This is a genomic window from Rhizobium anhuiense bv. trifolii (genome assembly GCF_024346605.1).
Classification (GTDB): domain Bacteria; phylum Pseudomonadota; class Alphaproteobacteria; order Rhizobiales; family Rhizobiaceae; genus Rhizobium; species Rhizobium anhuiense.
Window position 1 is genome coordinate 1,237,067 of the sequence record NZ_CP098801.1, and the last position, 23,409, is coordinate 1,260,475.

The window sequence follows — 23,409 nt, forward strand, 5'->3', positions numbered from 1 at the left end:
GCCGAAGGCCGGCATGCCGCTTGTTCGAGGTGTGGCTCAGACGCGATAGTAGCGGTTTGCCCGGCGTTCGGCTTCCTTCATCGCATCTTCCGGCGACATCTGGCCGGTAACGGCCGCCGCATACATGTCGACCAGAACGTAGTCGGCCATGGTTGCCGCCGAGGCATAACCGAGCGGGCCGGCATAGCCGTTCGGACGCAGCTTTTCCGAGGCGCGCGCATAGGGCGCGTGGACCGGATCGGCTGTCCAGATCGGGTTCTTGGCGAAAGCCTTGAGCGGCTGGCAGCAATAGGCGCTGGAGCCCTGGATCCACGCATTCATCTGGTCGGCTTCCATCATGAACTTGATGTAGGCCTTGGCCGCTTCCGGATATTTGCTGTGCTTGAAGAGAAGCAGCGAACTCGTCTGGCAAAGTTCCACGCTCTTGCCGACAGGACCAATCGGGAAGTTCGTCGTGCGGATGTCCTTGGCGATCTCGGCGAGCTTCGGGTCGTTCTTGGCGGTGTAATAGACCGAGACGCCGTTGGCGATCAGCGAAACCTGGCCGGCGAGGAAGGCGCGGTTGTTGTTGACGTCCTGCCAGCTTTCGGTGCCGGGGATGAAGGTCGCATAGAGCTCCTTGGCATAGTTGATCGACGCCAGCGTTTCCGGGCTGTTGATCGTTACCTTGCCGCTTTCGTCGACCATCATGCCGTTATGGCTCCACAGCAGCCAATGGGCATAGTTGTTGCCGTCGCCGACTGCCTTGCCGTGCGGGAAGCCGGCCGGCGTGCCCTTTGCCTTCATCGCCTTGCAAAGCTCGAGGAAGCCTGCGGTATCATTGGGGAATTCGTTGAAACCGGCAGCCTTCACGTGGCTGTCGCGATAGACGACGGCATTGCCGATGGCCGTCAGCGGCATGGCGATGAAGGTGTCGCCGCGTGTGGCATAACCCTTCACGCCGTCGTACCAGCCCTCATACTTGTTGCCGAGATAATTGCCGAGTTCGGTCAGATCGACCAGCTTGTCGGGATATTGGTGGGCGTCGTCGAACCAGCACATGATGAGGTCGGGGCCGGAGCCGACATTGGCGGCGACGGCGGCCTTCGGGCGGATGTCCTCCCAGCTTTCCTTGTCGATGCGCACCTCGACGCCGGTCGCTTCGGTGAATTTCTTGGTGTTGGCAAGCCATGCCTCCTCGTCGCCCTTGACGAACGGTGTCCAGCGCAGCAGGCGAAGGCTGGCGCCGCTTTCCGGCGTGTAAGTCGGCTCGGCCTGCGCCAGGGATGGCCGGATGCCGAGGCCGGCGGCGCCGGCGACGGCAGCCGAGGCGGCAAGAAAGTCACGTCTTCTGATCCTCATGAGATTCCTCCTCATCAAAAAAAGCGGGTACGAACTTGCCGGCACTCACCTCCCGCTTGGTGAACGCCGCTCATTGCATCCCTGAGAGGGGATGTGTGCCTGCCTGCAGGCAACGAGAGGGCTCCTCCGCCCCCGCGCCGCCACCGGCCGGCCTCAGTCGGTCAATCTCCGGCCGCTCTCGGCATCGAAGAGATGAACATGCGCGGCGTCGATCGCAACGCGCAGGGTTTCGCCCGGCCGCGCGTTGACACGTTCGCGGAAGACGCAGCTGAGGTCGCTGCCGCCGAGCTTGAGGATAAGATGCGTCTCGTAGCCGGTCGGCTCGATCACCACGATTTCACCGGGCAGGCCATTGGCATCGAGCAGGATGTATTCCGGGCGAAGCCCATAGACGAGATCGCGGCCGATGGCGTCGGCGGGCGGATTGGCGACCGGCAGCGCGGTGCCGTCGGGTGCCCTGAATCGTGTCGGGTTCTCCGGATCGAGCCGGCCCTTGATCATGTTCATCGCCGGCGAGCCGATGAAGCCGCCAACGAAGAGATTGGCCGGTTTGTCGTAGAGCTCGAGCGGCGTGCCGACCTGCTCGACGACGCCGTCATGCATGACGACGATCTTGTCGGCCATGGTCATCGCTTCGATCTGGTCGTGGGTGACGTAGACCGTCGTCGTTTTCAGCCGCTGGTGCAGCTCCTTGATCTCGGCGCGCATGGCGACGCGCAGCTTGGCGTCGAGATTGGAGAGCGGTTCGTCGAACAGGAAGACTTCCGGATCGCGCACGATCGCCCGCCCCATGGCGACACGCTGGCGCTGGCCGCCGGAAAGCTGGCGCGGATAACGGTCGAGCAATTTGTCGAGACCGAGGATGCCGGCGGCGTATTTCACCCGCTTCTCGGCTTCCGCCTTCGGCGCCTTGTTCAGCATCAGCGAGAAGCCCATGTTCTGCTGCACCGTCATATGCGGATAGAGCGCATAGTTCTGGAACACCATGGCGATGTCGCGATCCTTGGGCGGCAGCGTGTTGACCACGCGCCCGCCGATCTTGATCTCGCCGCCGGAAATGTTCTCAAGTCCGGCCAGCATCCGCAGCAGGGTGGATTTGCCGCAACCCGAGGGGCCGACCAGGATCACGAACTCACCGTCGGCGATATCGATATCCACGCCTTTGATGACCGGAAATGCACCGAATGATTTCCGCACATCCGCGAATTGAACGCCTGCCATACTCTCTCCTCCCAGATATCGAGCGCTACATGCTATGTATTCGTATTGTCGTTATGTCTTGCCGGCGGCCGTAATCTTCTCTCTCAAGTTCTTCAAGCACGGCAATCCCGCATCTGTGGGGGTGCCTGGTCAGGCCCCTGCCGCATGATCCGGGTCGCGCCGTCTCCCCAACCTCATCGGGATGCACCCGGAGCATCTTCGGCGAGGTAGACCTCGATCAGCTCGTCGACGCTGCTTTCAGCGGTAAATCCGAGTTGCGCCGCGCGTTGCGGCGTAAAGGATTTCGGCCACCCGGCGACGATCTCCTCAATGACCTCGTCGCGGCGCCGATCGATCAAATCCGCCGCTTCGGGGCCGGCGGCACGGCGCAGCGCATCAATCTGGTCGGCAACGGTGGCGGCAACCCCTGGCATGGTGAGCGTGCGCCGGACACCCAGCGACGCTGTATCGAGCGTGGCGGCATGGATCAGGAAGTTGACGGCCGAACGCGGGCTCGCCAGCCAGTGCTTGACGGTTTCTTCGACCGGCAGAACGGCACGCTGGCCTGCGAGCGGTTCCCGCAGGATTCCGGAAAAGAAGCCCGATGCGGCGGCGTTCGGCGCGCCGGGGCGGATGACGATGGTCGGCAACCGAATTCCGATGCCATCGACGAAGCCGCGGCGCGAATAGTCGGCAAGCAGAAGCTCCGATATCGCTTTCTGGACTCCGTAGCTGGTGAGGGGCGCCAGCACGTAGTCATCGGGAATGGGATCGGGAAAGGGCGCGCCATAGACCGCGATCGACGAGGAGAAGACGAAACGGGGGACATAGGCTTGGCGACTGCCTTCCCGGCGGATCGCTTCCAGCAAGGCTCGCGTGCCGTCGAGATTGACCCGATAGCCGAGGTCGAAATTGCGCTCGGCTTCGCCGGAAACGATCGCGGCGAGATGGAAGATCACATCGGCCCGACCCGCCGCAAGTGCTGCCGCTGCGTCGCTTTCGGAAATATCGGCCGCCAGCGCTTCCGCCGGCACGGAGATGTCGGCGGGCACCGGCGGAGGCGTTACATCCACAAGCGTCATGCGCGTGATTGTATCGCCGCCGAGGGAACCGCTGCGCCCCAGTGTGGCGGCGAGCTTCCGGCCGATCATTCCTCCCGCGCCGATAATGAGAATATGCATCGTGTTTCGCCTCCCTGCGAACTACGAGAAGAGTAACTTGGTCGTCGTATAAATACGGGTTTCGTGGATTGCGAAGGCCGCGGCCGCAGCATCCGGGTCCCGCGTCTCCAGGCCGGCAAGGATCATCCGGTGATCGGCGATGCTGGTGGCGATGCTTCCGGGCTGCGATACGACGCGCCTTCGGTGGCTGAGAAGGTAGGAATAGAGGTCGGCGGCCATATCAGCCAGCACCGCGTTGCCGCTGGAACGGTAGATAGCGGTGTGAAATTCCCGGTCACATATCAAAAAACGGACAGGATCGTCACAGGCGGCCTCCTGTGCTGCGATCGACTTGCGGAGATAATCAAGCGTTGAAGGCTCCATCTTGACCGCGGCAGCCCTGACGACCTGCGCTTCGATGAGAAGTCGCGCCTCATGAACATTGTCGAGACTGTAGGCCGCAATGTCGCGATACCGCGCAGCCTGGACAGCCAATTCGCCGACATCCTCCGATGCCACCACGGTTCGGGTCCCATGCGCGACGGAGAGAATCCCATGCGTGGAAAGGATGAGGATCGCGCCACGGACGGTCTCGCGGCTGACCGACAGCGCGGAAGCCAATTCGCGCTCGCTTGGCAAGGGATCGCCCACTTTGAGGATGCCCGTCGCTATGAAGGTCGCAATCTTCTGGACGACGAAGTCTTTCATCGACTTCTTCGGCGCTCCGCCGAGCGTCGCAACGTCGTCTTCGAGCATTGCTCGAACATCCATTGCTTTCCCCCTCCCCGCGCTCAGGTCTACTGGTCCGGTAAGTGGACCAGTAGACCTGAGCGGAAGAGGCTTGTCAATGCAGCACGTCATGATCGGCCGAGCATCCTCGCCTTGACGATGACCCCTTCCGCACGGTCATCCAGGCGTTATAGTATGGGGAAGCAAGAGCGAGCGTGATGACGGGACAAGATACAAGCCACCTCCTGGAACGGATGACGATCGTCGGTGATCTCGAGGCCGCCTCCTTTGTCCCCTGGATCCGGCGCCACGCCGCCAAGCTTGGGCTGTCGCACACCATCTCTCATACGAGTCCCATGCGGATCGAACTTGAGGTTGCCGGGCCGGAGGAGCTGATCGACATGATGGAGATGGGATGCTCTCTCGGGCCTATCGACGTATGGGTCGAGAGCATAGAACGCACGACGATCATCGGCGAAAGAGCATAGTACCGGCTACCGTGTATTTTGCGCCGTGCATATTATTTACTCAATATTGCCAATGCGAAATAATTATGCAAACCTGATAAGGTTGAGCGGAATTGCCTCGATGCGGAGGCGGGACGTGCTCGGCAAGCATATGATTTTGTTTGGGAACTCTAGTCATGCCATCCGCTACGACCGGCTTTTGGACGCCAGTCGCTCTGTCCCGGGATTTGCCAGCCGGCACCGTCATGCCGGCACGGACGGCAGCCGGATCGATTGCCCTGTGGCGCAGCGCTTCCGGGCGCATATCGGCATCGGCCGATCGCTGTCCGCATCGCGGCATGCGTCTGTCTCACGGCTTCGTGCGCGGCGAGGCGCTCTCCTGCATCTATCACGGCTGGAGTTATGGTCAGGCCGGAAACTGTCTCCGCATTCCGGCCCATCCAGGGCTGGCGCCACCGGAAACCATCCGCGTCGCCACCCATGACGTCGAGGAGGCGGACAACGTGATCTGGGTCGCGGTGGGCACGCCGGCTGCGAAGCCGCCGCGGCTTGAGGGCCTCATTCCCCTGCGATCGCTGACGGCGTTGGCCGGCATTGCGGCGATCGAGGCGGCTGCTGGCGCGAAGGCAAGTCCTGAAGGCTTGCTCGAGTTCAATGCAACAAGCGGGACCATCTGTCTGCTATTATCCGCTCAAGAAGATGGACAGACACTGATCCACGTGCTGCTGAAGCCGGACACCGGCCCCGCGGCGGGCATTGGCGCTTCGCGGGCCGCCGAGAGCCTGCGCCGCCGGGCCGAAGATCTTCAGAGGAAGGAGATCGGCCAATGACCATGCAGGCGATGACCGACGAATGGTATCCGGTCGGGCTCTTCAGCCAGCTCGACAGCGCCGGTCGCAGGACGGCACTGATGGGCGAGCCGATCGAAGTGGCGCGCGATGGCGACGGCAATGCCAAGGTGACGGGCGGCGACGGTCGTGTACTGCCGGTGCGCGTGCGTTACGGTCATGTCTGGTCCTCCCTCGGCGCGCCGAAGAAGGAGCTTTTCCCGATTCCCGAGGCCGACCAGCCCGGCCGCCGCTTCGTCGATGTCGGCGTGGTGCGGGTGCGCTGCTCGCCGCTGCGTGCCGTCGAGAATTTTCTCGACATCGCCCATTTCCCCTTCGTCCACACCGACATTCTCGGCGCCGAGCCGCACACCGAGGTTCAGAACTACAAGGTCGAGATCCGCGAGGAAGAAGACGAGGTCTGGGCGACGCAGGTGAAATTTTACCAGCCGCAGGCTGCCAAGTCGGCAAGCGGCGGCATCACCACGGAATACATGTACCGCGTGCCGGCACCGACCTGCTCCGTGCTTTACAAAACCTGCCCGCCGCGCCCGAGCGAATGGGATGTCATCACGCTTTTCGTGCAGCCGCTGGCCGAGGACCTCTGCGACGTCTGGCCATGGATGGCGCTCTTTGACGACGAGACCGCGATGACCGACCTCATCCACTTCCAGCAGACGATCTTTCTGCAGGACCGTTCGATCCTCGAAAATCAGATTCCGCGGCTGCTGCCGCTCGACCCCGGCATGGAAATCCCGACGCGGGCCGATCTGACATCGATCGCCTACCGGCGCTGGCTGAAGCGCCACAATTATACCTATGGCGCACAGCTGGTGGCGCAATGAAGCTCTACGACTACATTCTCTCGCCGAGCTGCTACAAGGTGCGCCTGATGGCGGCGCTGACCGGAGTGAAGCTGGAACTCCGCCCGGTAGATTTTCATCCCGGCGCCGAGCATCGCGGCCCCGAGCTGCTTGCGCTCAACCCGGCAGGCTCGATTCCGATCCTGGAGGATGGCGACCTGATCCTGACCGAATCCTCGGCCATTCTCGTCTATCTCGCCGCCAAGGCAGCACCTGAATGGCTCGGCGGCGGCAGGGCCGAGGAAGCGGCGCGGGTGCAGCAGTGGCTGTCGTTCTCCGGCCGGCTGACGGCAAGCCTCGGGGCAGCGCGGCTTCACGAAATGCTGCTGCGGCCGGGCGATATCGGCGCGCTGCAGGCCCAGGGCATCGCCGCGCTTCGCGAACTTGAGGCCGGGCTTGTCGAGCAGGGCCTTCGCGGCATGCGTTTCCTCGCAGCCGACCGGCCGACAATTGCCGATATCGCCTGCTTCCCTTATGTGGCGCTGGCCCCCGATGGCGGTGTCATACTGGATTCCTATCCCGCCATCCGGCTCTGGTCCCGCGCGCTGCGCGCCCTCGACAACTTCATCGAGATGCCAGGCATTCACCGGCTGCACGAATTGAAGCCCGAACCCCAGATCGAACCGGGCGAGGCGTGATGATGGCCGGCTACCTCCTGAAGAATTGCGCGGCCGTGATCGTCGACGAGGGCAAGGGACCGGTCGTCCATCGCAATGTCGATCTGCTGACCAGCGGCCCAGAGATCGTGGCGATCGGCGAAAATCTCGCGGCGGACGCACTGCCTCCCGGCACGACCGTTCAGGATGCTGCCGGCTGGTTCGTCTATCCAGGCTTGGTCAACACCCATCATCACTTCTTCCAGTGCTTCGTGCGCAACCGCGCCGATCTCGACTGGACGAAGCTCTCGGTGATCGAGTGGCTCGACCGCATCTACCCGATCTTTTCGCAGCTCAACGAGGAGTGCTTTTACCACTCCTCCGTCACCGCGATGGCCGAGATGATCAAGCATGGCTGCACCACGGCCTTGGATCACCAGTATAATTTCCCCCGGCATGCCGGGAAGCGGCTGATCGATCGCCAGTTCGAAGCGGCCGAGCTGCTCGGCATGCGTTTCCATGCCGGCCGCGGCGGCAACACCCTGCCGAAGTCGGAAGGCTCGACCATTCCCGACGAGATGCTGGAAACGACGGACGAATTCATCGCCGACTGCGCCCGGCTGATCGACGCCTACCACGATACCAGCCGCTTCAGCATGCGCCAGGTCGTGGTCGCGCCCTGCCAGCCGGTGAACTGCTACCGTGAGACGTTCGTGGAATCGGTGGCACTGGCGCGTGATCGCGGGGTCATAATGCACACGCATGTCGGCGAGGGCGAAAGTCCGGTCATCCAGGCGCGTCACGGCATGCGCACGGTCGACTATCTGGAAGAACTCGGCTTTGCCGGACCCGACGCCTTCTATGCCCATTGCTGGGAGTTGACCCACGACGAACTCAGGAAGATGGCGGCCAGCGGCACCGGGGTGGCGCACTGCTCGGAACCCGTCTATCTGGTCGGCGCAGAAGTCACCGATATTCCCGCCATGGCCGCTTTCGGCCTGCGCGTCGGTCTCGGCTGCGACGGTGCTGCCTCCAATGACAATTCCAACCTGATGCACTGCCTGCACTCCGCCTACATGCTGCAGTGCCTCGTATCATCCACCCGCACCCACCCCGTGCCGCCTCCGGTCGATTTCCTCGGCTACGGCACGTCAGGGGGTGCCAGCCTGCTCGGCCGGCGCGATATCGGCCGACTGGCGCCCGGCATGGCCGCCGACCTGTTTGCGATCGACACCCGCCGCATGGATTATGTCGGCACGCGGCACGACCCGCTGAGCCTGATTGCCCGCGTCGGCATCGGCATGGCGACCGACATGACCATGATCAATGGCCGCATCGTCTGGCAGAAGGGCGAATTCCCCGGGCTCGACGAGGCCAAGCTGGCTGCCGAGGCGGAAGCTGCACTATCCGCCGTGAAATTCTAGAAAACCAAAAGAGGGAACTGAGACCATGACCAAACTGACCCGCAGAAACCTGATGACGGCCGCTGCCGCCACCGGCCTTGCCGGTGTGCTCGGCAGCCGCCTTGCTTTGGCCGCCGACGCGCCGCTCGGCATCACGCTCGTCGTCCCTTCGCCGATCGGCGATGTCGGCTGGGGACATGCACTGGCCGCCGGTCTCGAGCCGATCAAGGCCGCTTACGGCGACAAGGTGAAGGTCACCGTGCTTGAGAATATTGCCGAAGGCCCGGATGCCGACCGCATCATGAACAAGACCGTCGCCGACGGAAACAAGTTTTTGGTCGCCGGCTCTTTCGGCTATCAGAACGGCGCCCTGCAGATCGCCCGCCGTGATCCGAGCGTCACGGTTCTGCATGCCTCGGGCTTCCAGGTCGCTCCGAACTTCTCGCCTTTCGCCGCCAAATATTTCCAGGGTACCTATCTGCTCGGCATGGCAGCGGCAGCGCTTTCCAAGACCGGCAAGCTCGGCTCCGTGTCGGCTTTTGCCATCCCCGAGCTCATCACCTCGATCAATGCCTTCACGCTCGGCGCCCAGGCGGTCAAGCCCGACATCGAAGTCTCGGTCGTCTGGGTCAACTCCTGGTTCGACCCGGCCAAGGAGCAGGAAGCCGCCAAGGCGCTGATTGCGCAGAAGTGCGACGTGATCTTCTCCAACGCCCAGGACACGCCGTCCGTCATCTCGGCCTGCGAGGAAGCCGGCGTCTATGCCTTCAACCTCAATTCTTCGATGAAGAAATATGCGCCGAAGACCTATCTCGGCTGCGTCGCGACGGATTGGTCACCGTTCTTCAAAGCTTCGGTCGATGCCCATCTCGCCGGTACCTTCAAGGGGGCCAATGCGTTCCTCGGCGTCGCCGACAAGGTCGTCGAAGTGGTCGACTGGAATTCGGATATTCCGGCTGACGTCATGACCAAGATCAAGGAGATCGAGGCAAAGATCGCCGACGGCAGCTTCTCGCCGTTCACCGGGCCGATCGCCAAGGCCGACGGCAGCGAAGGTGTCGCATCCGGCGCGACCTTGGCCGACCCCGAGATCATCGCCATGAATTGGCACGTCAAGGGCGTGTCCACGCCGCTGCCGAAATAAGTCATGACGACCACGCTCCTGTCGCTGCGCGGCATTTCGAAGAGCTACGGCCAGATCCACGCCAACCAGGCCATCGATCTGGACGTGGCTCCGCAATCGATCCATGCGATTCTCGGAGAAAATGGCGCGGGAAAATCGACGCTGATGAAGCTGATCTACGGCGTCGAGCAACCGGATGACGGAGACGTCGTCTGGGAAGGAAAACCCTTGCGCCTCGCCTCTCCGGCGGAGGCAAGGCGCAACGGTATCGGCATGGTCTTCCAGCATTTTTCGCTGTTCGAGACCCTGACCGTCCTGGAGAATATTCGGCTGGTCGTGCCGGGCCGCAAGGCTGAGCTCAAGGAACGCATCCGGACGCTTGGACGGGAGTTCGGCCTTGAAGTCGACCCGCTCGCCCATGTGCATGCGCTGTCCGTCGGCGAGCGGCAACGGGTGGAGATCATCCGAAGCCTGATGACCGATCCAAAGCTGCTGATCCTTGACGAGCCCACCTCCGTCCTGCCGCCGCAACTGGTGGAGAAGCTGTTCGACACGCTGCGCCGGCTGCGCGACGGCGGCGTTTCCATCCTGTTGATCTCCCACAAGCTCGAGGAAATCCGGGCAATCTGCGACCGGGCGACCATTCTGCGCGGCGGCCGGGTGACCGGGAATGTCGACCCGCGTGAACATGATGCCCATGACCTTGCCCGCATGATGATCGGCCGCGACATGCCCGAACCCTTGTCGGCGCTGCCGCTGTCCGGCGGGGAAAAGCGGCTGGAGATCATCGGTCTGGACTATCAGCCGGACGATCCCTTTGCGGTGTCGCTCTCCGGCATCAGCCTCGAAGTGCATGCCGGTGAAATTCTGGGGATCGCCGGTATTTCGGGCAACGGCCAAAGCGAGCTTGCCGCGTTGGTCTCGGGCGAGACGGTGCTGGGGCGCGACCAGCGCGACCGGATCTACATGATGGGGATGGATGTCGGCAGGCTCGATGCCGCGGCGCGACGGACGCTTGGATTTGCCTTCGTTCCGGAGGACCGGCTCGGACGCGGCGCCGTGCCCGAAATGTCGCTTATCCTCAACAGCCTGCTGACGGCCCATCCGCTGAAGCTTTTGCGCCATGGTCTTCTCGACAAGGCGCGGGCGACGGCGTTCACCGAGGATTGTATCCGTCAGTATGATGTCCGCACACCCGGCCCGGATGCGGAAGCCGGGACGCTTTCCGGCGGCAATCTGCAGAAATTCATCGTCGGCCGGGAAATCATGCTGGCTCCCAAATTGCTGTTCGTGGCGCAGCCGACCTGGGGCGTCGATATCGGCGCCGCATCCGCCATTCGCAGCCGTCTGGTCGCATTGCGCAATCAGGGCATGGCGATCCTTGTTATTTCCGAAGAGCTGGAAGAACTGTTCGAGCTCTGCGATTCCATCCAGGTGCTGCATCACGGCCGGCTCAGCCCGCCGCTAAAAACGCGGGACACACAGCCCGAAGAGATCGGCCGATACATGATCGGGGCACAAGCCTCACCCGAGAAAGTCCGTCTATGAGCGCTTGGTCCCCTGCTTTCGTTCCCACCCTGGTGCGCCGGGAGCGCGCCTCGCTTGCCGCGAGCCTGCTTGCACCCGTCTTGGCGCTTGTCATAGCGATCGCGCTCAACCTCGGCCTTTACATCCTGATGGGCCGTGACCCGGTCGCGGTCGTCTACGCGATGCTTTTCGAGCCCTTCCTCTCCTGGGCGTCATTTTCGGAAGTGCTCTTAAAGGCAGGCCCGCTCCTGCTGATCGCCCAGGGACTGGCGATCGGCTTTCGCGCCAAGGTCTTCAATATCGGCGCCGAAGGCCAGTTCATTCTCGGCGCGATCTTCGCCTCGGCCATTCCGGTCTGGTTTCCCCAGGCAACGGGCCAGTGGATCTGGCCGGCGATGCTGCTGCTCGGCGCCATCGGCGGCGCGCTCTGGGCCTCTCTCACTGCCTTCTGGCGCGTGCGCCTCAACGCCAACGAGATCCTCGTTTCGCTGATGCTGAGCCTCGTTGCGGCGCAGCTGCTGAACTATCTGCTGCTCGGCCCCTGGAAGGATCCGAACGGCTTCAACTTCCCCCAGTCGGTGATGTTCCAGTATGATGCGATGGTCCCGACCCTGATTTCCGGGACCCGCCTCAACGTCTCTTTCCTGATTACGCTCGCTTTGTCGGTTGCCGCCTGGGTCTTCATGCAGAAGAGCTTCATCGGCTACAAGCTGCAGGTCGGCGGCTTGGCGCCGCGGGCTGCCGGCTATGCCGGCTTCAAGGAGGGTTGGGCAATCTGGCTGTCGCTGCTGATCGGCGGCTTTGCCGCCGGTCTTGCCGGTGCTGCCGAAGTCGCCGGTCCGCTCGGCCAGCTGCAGCGTTCGGTCGCGAGCGGTTATGGCTATGCGGCCATCATCGTCGCCTATCTCGGTGGCCTGCACCCGATCGGCATCGTGGTCTCGGCGCTGGTCATGGCGGTCATCTATATCGGTGGCGACAATGCCATGGTCTCGGCCGGCCTGCCGATCGCCGCCGTCCGCGTCTTCCAAGGCAGTCTGCTGCTCGCCTATCTCATCGCCGTCGCCTTCGTGCGCTACCGCTTGGAATGGCGCCGCGCCGCCCACCGGAGCCCGTCATGAACGCCATCGAGTTCATTCTTGCCGGCATGCTTGCGGCCGCGACACCGTTTCTTCTCGCAGCCCTCGGCGAACTGGTGGCCGAGCGCGCCGGCGTCCTCAACCTCGGGGTCGAGGGATTGATGGCCTTCGGCGCCGTGCTCGCCTTCATCGTCGTCTATCAGGGCGGCGGACATCTCCTGGGCTTCGTCGTCGCCGGGTCCGGCGGCGCTGTCCTTTCCCTGCTTTTCGCCTTCGTCACCCTCGGATTCCGGGCAAACCAGGTGGCGGCGGGCCTTGCCATCGGCATTCTCGGTCAGGGCCTCTCGGCGCTTTTCGGCAAGACCTATGAAAGCCTCACCGTCAGAGGACTTCCGAAGCTCGCCCTTCCCGGACTTTCGGAACTGCCGGTTATCGGCGGCCTTTTCGTCCAGGACATCGTCGTGTGGATTTCGCTCGCGGCGACGCTTACTCTCTGGGCGATGTTTGCCTACACCAAGCTCGGTCTCATCGTCCGCGCTGTCGGCGAGAACCCAAAGGCCGCGCATGCCATCGGTTATCCGGTCATCTCAGTGCGCGTCCTCGCCATCGCCTTCGGCGGCGCGATGGCGGGCTTCGCCGGCGCCTATGCGTCGGTGGTCTACACCCCGCTCTGGGCCGATGGGATGATCGCCGGCCGCGGCTGGATCGCCATCGCCCTTGTCGTCTTCGGGACTTGGCTCACCGGCCGTATCTTCCTCGGCGCCTGCCTCTTCGGGGCAGTCTCGCTGATGGGGCTTGCAGCCCAGGCAACCGGACTGGATGTTCCCTCGCAGCTGCTGTCGAGCCTGCCCTATCTTGTCACGATCATCGTGCTCGGCATCATCTCCGCCGACCGTCGCCTGCTGAAACTGAACGGCGTTGCTTCGCTCGGCGAACCATTCGAGCGATAAAGACGCGCGGCGCTGCTATCTGCCGGCGAAGATGGTCAGCCGCGATCGAGCTTCTTTCCGCCGCGCGCTTCGAATTGGACGAGCAGCGACTTGAGTTCGATCTCGCGAACGCGGCGTGCCGCTTCATCCGGGCTGACCCATTCGAGGATACGCTGGCCCCGCTCCTTGAAATCGCCGCTGATATCAGTGACTTCAATCTGAAACATGTCGACGATACAGGGGGCCACATCGCCATTGTCGAGTTCTTTCAGATAGGTATAACGGCCGACCGGCTTCTTCTTCACCACCCCGCGCACGCCTGCCTCCTCCCACGCCTCGATTGCCGCTGCTTCGAAAGGCTTTTTCCCTTTCATCGGCCATCCTTTTGGGATGACCCAGCGTGCGCTCTCACGCGATGTGATCACCAGGATTTCGATCGCGGATCCGGCATCGCCGTAGCGAAAGCAAAGAGCGCCGTACTGTTGACGGAATGCACCGGCGAACAGCGTTTCAGGAACAGCAGCGAGCTGCCGTAGCAGTGGCTGGGACTTGTCCGGTCGGGGCTTCCTGCTTTTCTTGCTCGGCGTCATAGTAGATGAATTACCGAATTTGCATGTTGCTTCAATTGCCTGAGCGTGTTTATGACAGATTTATGACAATCGGCCGCACGAGGAAGGTTCCCAGGCATGATGAGCATTTTTCGCAAGCTGATGCCACGGGAAGACAGATTCTTCGACATGTTTTCCAAGCACTCGAAGACCGTCGTTGCCGCGGCCTACGCCCTCGACCAACTCCTGAAGGGCAATGACGTCGAGAAAAACTGCGAACGTATCGTCACATTGGAAGACGAGGCCGACGACATCACGCGTGACGTTCTTCTTGCCGTTCGCCGAAGCTTCATCACGCCCTTCGACCGGGGAGACATCAAGGACCTTATCCAGTCGATGGATGATTCGATCGACATGATGCACAAGACAGTCAAGACGATCCGCTTGTTCGAGCAATCCAGCTTCGATCCGCTCATGCAGGAGATGGGCAGCGAAATCGTCAAGGCGGCAAATCTTGTCGCGGAAGCGATACCCCTGCTCGACAGATTGGGGGCCAATGCGCAGCGTCTCGCCGCCATCGCGGAGGAAGTCACCCGAGTGGAGGGACGTTCCGATGAGCTCCACGACCAGGGTTTGAAGGATCTGTTCTTGCGTCATGGCGCCAGCGGCAATGCGATGGCCTACATGATCGGCAGCGAAATCTACGGAGAGCTGGAGAAAGTCGTCGACCGCTTCGAGGATGTCGCCAACGAGATCAGCGGCATTCTCATCGAGAACGTCTGATGGATGCCTCCCTCGCTCTGCCGCTGCTGGTCGGCCTTATCGTCGTCGCTTTGTTCTTCGACTTTCTCAACGGCCTTCATGATGCGGCCAATTCCATTGCCACGATCGTCTCGACCCGCGTCCTGCGGCCGCAGTATGCGGTCGCCTGGGCGGCGTTCTTCAATTTCATTGCTTTCCTGTTCTTCGGCTTGCATGTCGCCGAGACGCTGGGGACCGGCATCATCGATCCCGCGATCGTCTCGCCCCAACTGATCTTCGCCGCGCTCATGGGCGCCATCATCTGGAATATCCTCACCTGGATTTTCGGGATTCCATCGAGTTCGTCGCATGCGCTTGTCGGTGGGCTGGTGGGGGCCGGTCTGGCAAAGGTTGGCTTCAGCTCGATCGTCTGGAATGGTCTCCTAAAGACGGTCGGCGCCATTTTCCTTTCACCAGCCATCGGCTTCCTGCTTGCACTGGTGCTGGTACTCGCCGTCTCCTGGTTGTTCGTCCGGCAGACGCCGTTTGCGGTGGATCGGACCTTTCGCATCATGCAGTTCGTGTCCGCTTCGCTCTATTCGCTCGGCCACGGCGGAAACGATGCGCAGAAGACGATGGGCATCATCGCGGTGCTCCTGTTCAGCCAGGGATATCTCGGCCCGACATTCTACGTGCCGTTCTGGGTGGTCATTACCTGCCAGTCAGCAATGGCTCTCGGTACGCTGTTTGGCGGATGGCGGATCGTTCATACCATGGGGTCGAAGATCACCCGGCTCAACCCCATGCAAGGTTTCTGCGCGGAGACGGGCGGAGCGCTGACGCTGTTCGGAGCGACGTGGCTTGGTATTCCCGTTTCGACGACGCATACCATCACCGGAGCAATCGTCGGAGTGGGCGCGGCTCGCCGTGTTTCCGCCGTGCGCTGGGGATTGGCCGGCAACATCGTGATAGCTTGGATCGTCACGATGCCGGCGGCGGCAGCAATATCCGCAGCGTTCTACGGACTCGTATCTTTGCTGCACTGAATGAGGTGAGAGCGAAGGCTATCGCCACGCATTACCCCTCTCCTGTTGAGCTTTGCCGCTGGAAAGACATCCATCCGGCCAGCTGCATCGCGGCTTTAATGTTGCGTGCACTGCACAAATAGAGCGCTTCCATGGCTGTGACTATCGTGGCAATCGCACAAAACGGAAGCAGAAAACGATAGCGCCCAAGAAATAGGCAATCGTTAATTCTTGGCATTTCTCCTTTTGCTTCATGCTGTTACCAACTCCTCTCGAAATTGGCACGCTGCTTGCACGTTCTTAGATGCACCGGTCAACGGCGACCGGGGCGGATAGGCGCGGCATAAGCGCCTGCATTAGACACCGACGTCGCAAGGTCTTTGCAATCCGGGATCTCTCATCCCTTGGACGCAATTTCCGGCGGCGTTTTTTTGTGTCCAAATTCAGCCAGCAGAGGGAACCTGCGCATGACAAAAAATTCGACGACTGGGATTTCGACAACCGGCATGACCCGCCGCGGCATGCTCAAGACGACTGCAGCGGCTGCCCTCATCGGCGCCGTCAAGACTGCCTTTCCATCGGGCGCCTTCGCAGCCGGAGCAGGGCCCGAGGTGAAAGGTGTCAAGCTCGGCTTTATCGCGCTCACCGATTCCGCACCGCTGATCATCGCCAAGGAAAAGGGCTTTTTCGACAAGCATGGCCTTCCGGAAGCGGATGTGGCCAAACAGGCGTCCTGGGGTGCGACCCGCGATAATCTCGTGCTGGGCGGCGCGGCCAATGGCATCGACGGCGCCCATATTCTCTCGCCGCTCCCCTATCTCATGCACACCGGCAAGGTGACGCAGAACAATAAGCCGGTGCCGATGGCAATCCTCGCCCGGCTCAACCTCGACAGCCAGGGCATTTCCGTCGCCAAGGAATATGCCGAAACCGGCGTGCAGCTCGATGCCTCTAAGCTGAAGGCCGCCTTCGAGAAAAAGAAGGCGGAAGGCAAGGAGATCAAGGCCGCGATGACCTTCCCGGGCGGCACCCATGACCTCTGGATCCGTTACTGGCTCGCCGCCGGCGGCATCGATCCGAATAAGGACGTTTCGACAATCGTCGTGCCGCCGCCGCAGATGGTTGCCAATATGAAGGTTGGCAACATGGACGTCTTCTGTGTGGGCGAACCGTGGAACGAGCAGCTCGTCAATCAGGGCATCGGCTTCACCGCCGCCACCACCGGCGAGCTCTGGAAGGGCCATCCCGAAAAAGCGCTCGGGCTGCGCGCCGACTGGATCGAAAAGAATCCCAATGCTGCCAAGGCGCTGCTGATGGCTGTCATGGAAGCTCAGCAATGGTGCGAAAGCATGGACAACAAGGCGGAGATGGCCGACATTCTCGGCAAGCGCCAGTGGTTCAACGTTCCGACCAAGGACGTGCTCGGCCGCCTCAAGGGCGATATCAATTATGGCAACGGCCGCGAGGTCAAGGCCACCGACCTCTACATGAAGTTCTGGAAGGACGGTGCCTCCTACCCGTTCAAGAGCCACGATACCTGGTTCATGACGGAAAACATCCGCTGGGGAAATCTGCCGGCGAGCACCGACGTCAAGGCGCTGGTCAACCAGGTGAATCGCGAAGACATCTGGCGCGAGGCCGCCAAGGATCTCGGCGTCGCGGCGGCCGATATTCCCGCGTCGTCGTCTCGCGGCAAGGAGACTTTCTTCGACGGCAAGGTCTTCGACCCTGAAAATCCCTCCGCCTATCTCGACAGCCTTTCGATCAAGGCCGTCGCCTGACCCGCTCCGGCGCGCGATCGGCGCGCCGGCCTTTCATTCGTATGAGGAGCGCGTCGATGTCCGCCCTGGCAAATAAACAAAATCCCTCCACGGTCGCCTCTGCCAAGCCGGCGGCAAAGGTTCTGCCATTTTCCGGCAAGCATGGATCGCGGATCGATTTTCGTCGAGCGGCGCTGACCGCACTTCGCAATGTCGTTCCGCCGGCCGTGGTGCTGGCGCTCATCCTGCTCGTCTGGCAGGTGCTCTGTTCATCGACGGATGCGTCCTTGCCCTCGCCGCATCAGGTCTGGCAGGAGAGCTACGACCTGATCGCCTATCCGTTCTTCAACTACGGCTCCCAGGATATCGGGCTTGGCTGGCGCGTGCTCGTTTCGCTGCAGCGCGTCGTGTATGGCTTTGGCCTTGCCGCAGTCGCCGGCGTCATCATCGGGGCGATCATCGGTCAGTCGATCTGGGCGATGCGCGGCCTCGATCCGATCTTCCAGGTGCTGCGCACGGTCCCGCCGCTCGCCTGGCTGCCGCTGTCGCTGGCAGCCTTCCAGGATTCCAATCCTTCGGCAATCTTCGTGATCTTCATCACGTCGATCTGGCCTGTCATCATCAACACCGCCGTCGGCGTCCGCAATATCCCGCAGGACTACCGCAACGTCGCCGAAGTGCTGCGCCTCAACCAGTTCGAGTTTTTCTGGAAGATCATGCTGCCTTCGGCAGCGCCCTATATCTTCACCGGCCTCAGGATCGGCGTCGGCCTCTCCTGGCTCGCCATCGTCGCGGCCGAAATGCTGACGGGCGGCGTCGGCATCGGCTTCTTCATCTGGGACGCATGGAACTCGTCGCGCCTTCCGGACATCATCGTCGCGCTCGCCTATATCGGCATCGTCGGCTTCGCCCTTGACAAGCTGGTGGCTGCGCTCGGCAAACTCGTCACCCGCGGCGCCATGGCCAACTGAGGAACGCACCTATGAACGCCTATCTCAAACTCGACCATATCGACAAACATTTCGATCGGGGCGGCGTGCGCGCCGAGGTGCTGAAGGACATCAACCTGACGATTTCCGAGGGTGAATTCGTCTCGATCATCGGCCATTCCGGCTGCGGCAAGTCTACCCTGCTCAACCTGATTGCCGGCCTGACTCCGGTATCCGCAGGCGCCGTGCTGCTTGAAAACCGCGAGGTCAACGAACCGGGTCCGGAACGCGCCGTCGTCTTCCAGAACCATTCGCTGCTGCCCTGGCTGACGGTCTACGAGAACGTCAATCTCGCCGTCACCAAGGTCTTCAGCCGAACAAAGACCAAGGCCGAGCGGCACGACTGGGTCATGGCCAACCTCGACCTCGTGCAGATGGCGCATGCCAGGGATAAGCGGCCTTCGGAAATATCAGGGGGCATGAAACAGCGCGTCGGCATTGCCCGCGCGCTGTCAATGGAGCCGAAGATCCTGTTGCTGGACGAGCCTTTCGGCGCGCTCGACGCGCTGACCCGCGCCCATCTTCAGGACGCGGTGATGGAAATCCACGCCCGGCTTGGCAATACGATGGTGATGATCACCCATGACGTCGACGAAGCGGTATTGTTGTCCGATCGCATCGTCATGATGACCAATGGCCCGGCGGCCCGGATCGGTGAAGTGCTCGATGTGACCATGTCTCGTCCGCGCCATCGCATCGAACTCGCCTCCGACCGGACATATCTCAAATGCCGCGAGGCCGTGCTGAAGTTCCTCTACGAACGCCACCGTTTCGTCGAAGCCGCGGAGTAGACGCCGCGAAACAACTGGAGCGTTTGGTTGTGGGAGCCCTTTGTCTTGTAGCGGGGGCGGCGCTTGATTTCGGGCGCCGCGTCCTCTCTACTCCCCGGCCGTTGCAAATACCGCGCTGGCATCGCTGACAATTTCCACATGGGAATAGGCCGCCTGCCCCGCGGCCGCGGCGTCCGCGCGCATGATCGCGGTCACGATCCGGCCGTGCTCCTCATAGGATTTTGCCAAGCGCCCCGGCAAACGGAACTGTGCCCGTCGAAAAGGTGCCAGCCGCGCCCTGGTCTGCGTCACCATCTCGAAAACATGATCATTATGCGCACCGCGATAAAGCCGGGTGTGAAATTCGGTATTGTGAGCCGAATATTCCTCTTCGGCGCCGGCATGCACCAGCCTCACCGATGCCCGATGCTCCAACTCCAGCGCGCGCCGCTCATCGACCGTCATGCGCTCGGCCGACAGCCTGGCGCAGATTGCTTCAAGCTCCGCCATCGCCTCGAACATCGAATGCAGATAGGCCTCGGTGACATTGGTCACGAGGGCACTGCGGTTTGGCTCGCGGACGACCAATCCCATGGCGCCCAGCTCACGCAAGGCCTCGCGTACCGGCGTGCGCGAAACCTCGAAACGAACCGCGAGCGATACCTCGTCCAACTTCGCGCCCGGCAGGATTTCACCTGTGACGATCATGTCGGAAATCGCCCGCACCATCTGTTCGACGGTGGTTCCGGTGCGGATCACTTCTCTGCGCCTGGTCTGCTTCACAATACGAATCTGCTCACATCAACACTCTGCATACAGATGCCGTCCGAGACTCGATAAGTCAAATCGAGCAGGGAAGATATTGTTAAATTTTCGCTTTCTGATGAATAAGAGAGCTTGGCCTGCGCGAAGTATCAGCAATCAGGCAGTCACGATGACCAAGAAATACCTGTTGATTACTTTTTGCGCAAGAAATCGATCAATCTGCATGCACTTTTCGGAGTGTGCATTTTGCAGAAATAAATAAATTATAAAAAACAATAGATTGATTTCTGGCACGCACATTGCATGCACTTTTCTGTACACGTTCGAAACCGGCCCAGCGCCGCAAGGAGCATTCCGATGACCAAACTCCTTTCCATGAACCGCCGCAACTTCCTTCAGGCTTCCGCTGCCGGTGCGCTCGCCGGCGCCATGCCGGGCCTGATCGGCTCTCCAGCCGCAGCCCAGACCGCGCTGACCGTCGGCTTCATCTATGTCGGCCCCAAGGACGACTACGGCTACAACCAGGCGCATGCGGAAGGTGCCGCCGTGGTCAAGGCGCTGCCGGGCGTGACGCTGGTCGAAGAAGAGAATGTGCCGGAAACCGTCGATGTCCAGAAGACCATGGAGTCGATGATCAATCTCGACGGCGCGACCCTGCTCTTTCCGACCTCCTTCGGCTATTTCGATCCCCACATGCTGGCCATGGCCGCCAAATATCCCGATATCCAGTTCCGCCATTGCGGCGGCCTCTGGCAGGAAGGCAAGAACCCCGCCAATACCGGCTCATATTTCGGCTATATATTCCAGGGCCAGTATCTGAACGGCATCGCCGCCGGTCATGCGACGAAGAGCAAGAAGATCGGCTTCGTCGCCGCCAAGCCGATCCCGCAGGTTCTGCAGAACATCAACGCCTTCCTGCTTGGCGCGCGCACGGTCGATCCCGCTATCACCTGCCAGGTGATCTTCACCGGTGAATGGTCGCTCGCCGTCAAGGAAGCCGAAGCCACCAATGCGCTGGTCGATCAGGGCGCCGACGTCATCACCTGCCACGTCGACAGCCCCAAAGTGGTCGTCGAGACGGCGGCCGGCCGCGGCGCCTTCGTCTGCGGCTATCACGCCAATCAGAGCCCGCTTGCTCCCGAAAAATACCTCACCGGCGCCGAATGGGCCTGGGGCAACGTCTACAGCGATTTCGTCAAGAAGGCGCAGGCCGGCGAAAAGCTCGGCAACTTCGTGCGCGGCGGCCTGAAGGACGGCTTCGTGAAGATGAGCGCGCTCGGCCCCGCCGTGTCGGCGGAGGGCCGCAAGGCTTTCGAAGCCACGCAGGCGGAGATGATGAAGGGCGGCTTCTCGGTCTTCAAGGGCCCGTTGAAGGACAATAAGGGCGACACCGTCGTGGCTGCCGACAAGAGCTACGCCGAAGATGCGATCGAGCTCGAGAGCATGAATTACCTGGTTGAGGGCGTCGTCGGGTCCACGGCGTAAACCGCGAAGGGAGAAGCGCCATGACCATCGAGGCCAATGACCCCGCACTCGCCATCGCGGAAAAACCGGCTTCGCTGCGCCCCGTCCTCGAATGGATCGCGCGGCGAGCCGAACCTGTCGTCATCGGCCTTGCGGCCATACTGATCGGTCTTGCGCTCTTCTCCCTCTTCATCCTGGCGGTCGGCAAGTCGCCGGTCACCCTCTTCCAACTGATGTATACCGGCGGCTTCGGCAGCTGGTTTTCGGTGCAGAACAGCTTAAGCCGCGCCGCACCCCTTCTCCTGACGGCGCTCTGCGTCGCCCTGCCCGCCCGTCTCGGCCTCGTCATCATCGGCGGGGAAGGAGCGGTCGTGCTGGGCGGCGTTGCGGCCGCAGCCATGGCTCTGCCGCTTGCCGGCACCGCGCCTGTCATCCTCACCCTCATTCTGATGGCGATCGCCGCCATGGTGGTCGGCGGCATCTGGATCGGCCTTGCCGGTTTCCTGCGCCACTACCGCGGCGTCAACGAAACCATCTCGTCGCTGCTGCTATCCTATATCGCCATTGCCCTGATGAACCAGTTCGTCGAAGGGATGCTCCGCGATCCTGCAAGCCTCAACAAGCCGTCGACCAGGCCGTTGCCGGCGGACTATATGCTCGGCAAGATTCCCGGCATGGACGTGCATTGGGGTCTCGTCATCGGCATCCTCGCCTGCATTGTGTCCTGGATCGTGATCGAGGCGACGAGCTACGGTTTTGCCGCCCGCATCGCCGGCGGCAACGTGCGCGCCGCCCAGATCCAGGGACTTCCTGTGGGCAAACTGATCGCGGGATTTACCGCACTTGCCGGCAGCTTTGCCGGTCTGGCGGGCATGATTGAAGTGGCGGCGGTGCAGGGAAGCGCCAACGCCTCGCTTGCCGCCGGCTACGGTTATACCGGCATCCTCGTCGCCTTCCTCGCCAGGCACAATCCGCTGGCGATCATTCCGGTCGCGATCCTGCTCGGCGGCATCGACGCCTCGGGCGGCCTCATCCAGCGGCGCATGGGCCTGCCGGATGCGACGGTTCTGGTGCTGCAGGGGACGCTCTTCATCGTCATTCTCTTCTGCGAGACCTTCTACGGCCGCTTCAAGATCTTCAATCCCGACCTCTGGAAAAGGAGCCTCTGATGGAAGAGACAGGCATCGGCATCTGGGGCGTGCCGCTGGCGATCTTCGCAGGCGCCATCCGCGTGTCCACACCATTCATTTTCGTCAGCCTCGGCGAGACGATCACCGAGCGCTCCGGCCGCATCAATCTCGGCCTGGAAGGCACGCTGGTCTTCGGCGCCATGACGGCCTATGCGGTGGCCGTCATCACCGGCTCGCCGACCCTCGGCGTGCTCGCCGCCATGGCGGCGGGCGCAGTCTTCGGCCTCATCCACGGCTGGATCTGCAAATTCCCGAAGGTCAACGACATCGCCATCGGCATCGCGATGATGCAGTTCGGTCTCGGCATGGCGTTTTTCCTCGGCAAATCCTTCATCCAGCCGGTGGCGCCGAAACTGCCCTCGATTGCGCTCGGCGGCTGGTCGAGCACTCCGCAGATCCAGGCGGCACTCAATATCAACGTGCTGTTCTTCATCGGCGCAGCGCTGGCTCTCTTCCTGTTCTGGGCCTTCAAGAACACTCGCATCGGCCTGATCCTGCGCGTTGTCGGCGACAGCACCGACGCGGCCCGAGCCATGGGCATCGACCCGGACCGGGTTCGCCTGCTGGCGACCGCCGCTGGCGGCTCGCTGGCGGCGATCGGCGGCGCCTATCTGTCGCTCTACTATCCGGGCTCGTGGAACGAAGGCATCTCGTCGGGTCAGGGCCTGATGGCCGTGGCGCTCGTGATCTTTGCCCGCTGGAACCCGATCGGCTGCTTTCTCGCTGCCCTGCTTTTCGGCGGCGCCGGCGCGCTCGGCCCGGCGCTGCAATCGGTCGGCGTCACGCAAGGCTACTACCTCTTCTACGCGGCACCTTACGTGCTTACCCTCATCATCCTGATCGCCACGTCCTCGCCCACCCGCTCGCTCGCCGGTGCGCCGGGTGCGCTGTCGCTTACGAAATAACGGAGCTTGCC

Annotated in this window: 23 protein-coding genes; 17 read left to right on the forward strand and 6 right to left on the reverse strand. The window is 62.1% G+C overall.

Annotated features, from left to right (window positions below):
- Positions 1-36: 36 nt before the first annotated feature.
- The 4 genes from NE851_RS05970 to NE851_RS05985 all read right to left on the reverse strand — a co-directional run bounded on the left by NE851_RS05970 (position 37) and on the right by NE851_RS05985 (position 4,472).
- Positions 37-1,341: an ABC transporter substrate-binding protein gene (locus tag NE851_RS05970; protein ID WP_025570636.1), complete on the reverse strand. Its 1,305-nt coding sequence runs from the start codon at positions 1,339-1,341 to the stop codon at positions 37-39.
- Positions 1,342-1,494: 153 nt separating this feature from the next.
- On the reverse strand, positions 1,495-2,562 hold the full coding sequence (locus NE851_RS05975; RefSeq protein ID WP_025570637.1) for an ABC transporter ATP-binding protein: 1,068 nt from the start codon (positions 2,560-2,562) through the stop codon (positions 1,495-1,497).
- Between the two features lie 173 nt (positions 2,563-2,735).
- Entirely contained in the window at positions 2,736-3,722 is a 987-nt protein-coding gene (gene denD / locus NE851_RS05980; protein ID WP_097622426.1) for a D-erythronate dehydrogenase, read from the reverse strand.
- A 21-nt stretch (positions 3,723-3,743) separates the two neighbouring features.
- The gene (locus tag NE851_RS05985) at positions 3,744-4,472 is read right to left on the reverse strand and encodes a FadR/GntR family transcriptional regulator (RefSeq protein WP_025554837.1); all 729 of its coding nucleotides are present in this window, start codon (positions 4,470-4,472) and stop codon (positions 3,744-3,746) included.
- Positions 4,473-4,648: 176 nt separating this feature from the next.
- On the opposite strand from NE851_RS05985, the gene NE851_RS05990 reads away from it, so the two are divergent.
- The 9 genes from NE851_RS05990 (at position 4,649) to NE851_RS06030 (ending at position 13,262) form a co-directional block, all read left to right on the forward strand.
- Complete coding sequence (locus NE851_RS05990; RefSeq protein ID WP_097622427.1) at positions 4,649-4,918, forward strand: acylphosphatase; 270 nt, start codon at positions 4,649-4,651, stop codon at positions 4,916-4,918.
- A 155-nt stretch (positions 4,919-5,073) separates the two neighbouring features.
- Positions 5,074-5,727: a Rieske 2Fe-2S domain-containing protein gene (locus NE851_RS05995; protein ID WP_097622428.1), complete on the forward strand. Its 654-nt coding sequence runs from the start codon at positions 5,074-5,076 to the stop codon at positions 5,725-5,727.
- A complete protein-coding gene (locus NE851_RS06000) occupies positions 5,724-6,569 on the forward strand; it encodes an aromatic ring-hydroxylating oxygenase subunit alpha (protein WP_097596050.1) in 846 nt (281 codons plus the stop codon). The genes NE851_RS05995 and NE851_RS06000 overlap by 4 nt, the downstream gene beginning before the upstream one ends.
- Positions 6,566-7,225 carry a glutathione S-transferase family protein gene (locus NE851_RS06005; protein WP_028756311.1) on the forward strand — a complete coding sequence of 220 codons (660 nt, stop codon included), beginning with the start codon at positions 6,566-6,568 and terminating at the stop codon, positions 7,223-7,225. Before NE851_RS06000 ends, NE851_RS06005 begins: the two co-directional genes overlap by 4 nt.
- Positions 7,226-7,227: 2 nt before the next feature.
- A complete protein-coding gene (locus NE851_RS06010; RefSeq protein WP_097622651.1) occupies positions 7,228-8,607 on the forward strand; it encodes an amidohydrolase in 1,380 nt (459 codons plus the stop codon).
- Between the two features lie 25 nt (positions 8,608-8,632).
- Positions 8,633-9,730 carry a BMP family ABC transporter substrate-binding protein gene (locus tag NE851_RS06015; RefSeq protein WP_097622429.1) on the forward strand — a complete coding sequence of 366 codons (1,098 nt, stop codon included), beginning with the start codon at positions 8,633-8,635 and terminating at the stop codon, positions 9,728-9,730.
- 3 nt (positions 9,731-9,733) lie between these two features.
- Positions 9,734-11,257, forward strand: a complete 1,524-nt coding sequence (locus tag NE851_RS06020) for an ABC transporter ATP-binding protein (RefSeq protein WP_097622430.1) — start codon at positions 9,734-9,736, stop codon at positions 11,255-11,257.
- Positions 11,254-12,354, forward strand: coding sequence for an ABC transporter permease (locus tag NE851_RS06025; RefSeq protein WP_097542581.1), 1,101 nt, complete (start codon positions 11,254-11,256; stop codon positions 12,352-12,354). The genes NE851_RS06020 and NE851_RS06025 overlap by 4 nt, the downstream gene beginning before the upstream one ends.
- Complete coding sequence (locus NE851_RS06030) at positions 12,351-13,262, forward strand: ABC transporter permease (RefSeq protein ID WP_097596052.1); 912 nt, start codon at positions 12,351-12,353, stop codon at positions 13,260-13,262. The genes NE851_RS06025 and NE851_RS06030 overlap by 4 nt, the downstream gene beginning before the upstream one ends.
- A 35-nt stretch (positions 13,263-13,297) precedes the next feature.
- Here the strand turns inward: NE851_RS06030 and NE851_RS06035 are convergent, their stop codons facing one another.
- Positions 13,298-13,831 (reverse strand): NUDIX hydrolase, encoded by a 534-nt coding sequence (locus NE851_RS06035; RefSeq protein ID WP_063475746.1) that lies wholly within the window; start codon positions 13,829-13,831, stop codon positions 13,298-13,300.
- Between the two features lie 96 nt (positions 13,832-13,927).
- Between NE851_RS06035 and NE851_RS06040 the strand changes: the two genes are divergently transcribed.
- The 5 genes from NE851_RS06040 to NE851_RS06060 all read left to right on the forward strand — a co-directional run bounded on the left by NE851_RS06040 (position 13,928) and on the right by NE851_RS06060 (position 19,095).
- Entirely contained in the window at positions 13,928-14,572 is a 645-nt protein-coding gene (locus NE851_RS06040; protein WP_025570521.1) for a DUF47 domain-containing protein, read from the forward strand.
- Complete coding sequence (locus tag NE851_RS06045) at positions 14,572-15,576, forward strand: inorganic phosphate transporter (RefSeq protein ID WP_025570519.1); 1,005 nt, start codon at positions 14,572-14,574, stop codon at positions 15,574-15,576. The genes NE851_RS06040 and NE851_RS06045 overlap by 1 nt, the downstream gene beginning before the upstream one ends.
- Positions 15,577-16,022: 446 nt before the next feature.
- Positions 16,023-17,336 (forward strand): CmpA/NrtA family ABC transporter substrate-binding protein, encoded by a 1,314-nt coding sequence (locus NE851_RS06050; protein WP_047612030.1) that lies wholly within the window; start codon positions 16,023-16,025, stop codon positions 17,334-17,336.
- Positions 17,337-17,392: 56 nt separating this feature from the next.
- The gene (ntrB, locus tag NE851_RS06055; protein ID WP_025570515.1) at positions 17,393-18,286 is read left to right on the forward strand and encodes a nitrate ABC transporter permease; all 894 of its coding nucleotides are present in this window, start codon (positions 17,393-17,395) and stop codon (positions 18,284-18,286) included.
- A gap of 11 nt (positions 18,287-18,297) precedes the next feature.
- On the forward strand, positions 18,298-19,095 hold the full coding sequence (locus NE851_RS06060; RefSeq protein WP_025570514.1) for an ABC transporter ATP-binding protein: 798 nt from the start codon (positions 18,298-18,300) through the stop codon (positions 19,093-19,095).
- 87 nt (positions 19,096-19,182) lie between these two features.
- Here the strand turns inward: NE851_RS06060 and NE851_RS06065 are convergent, their stop codons facing one another.
- Positions 19,183-19,857: a GntR family transcriptional regulator gene (locus NE851_RS06065; RefSeq protein WP_025570068.1), complete on the reverse strand. Its 675-nt coding sequence runs from the start codon at positions 19,855-19,857 to the stop codon at positions 19,183-19,185.
- Between the two features lie 339 nt (positions 19,858-20,196).
- On the opposite strand from NE851_RS06065, the gene NE851_RS06070 reads away from it, so the two are divergent.
- From NE851_RS06070 to NE851_RS06080, 3 genes are read left to right on the forward strand one after another with little or no spacing between them, the layout of a single operon-like run.
- Complete coding sequence (locus NE851_RS06070; RefSeq protein WP_025570118.1) at positions 20,197-21,324, forward strand: BMP family ABC transporter substrate-binding protein; 1,128 nt, start codon at positions 20,197-20,199, stop codon at positions 21,322-21,324.
- A 20-nt stretch (positions 21,325-21,344) separates the two neighbouring features.
- Complete coding sequence (locus tag NE851_RS06075; RefSeq protein ID WP_025570116.1) at positions 21,345-22,472, forward strand: ABC transporter permease; 1,128 nt, start codon at positions 21,345-21,347, stop codon at positions 22,470-22,472.
- The gene (locus NE851_RS06080; protein ID WP_025570114.1) at positions 22,472-23,398 is read left to right on the forward strand and encodes an ABC transporter permease; all 927 of its coding nucleotides are present in this window, start codon (positions 22,472-22,474) and stop codon (positions 23,396-23,398) included. The genes NE851_RS06075 and NE851_RS06080 overlap by 1 nt, the downstream gene beginning before the upstream one ends.
- Positions 23,399-23,409 lie beyond the last annotated feature (11 nt).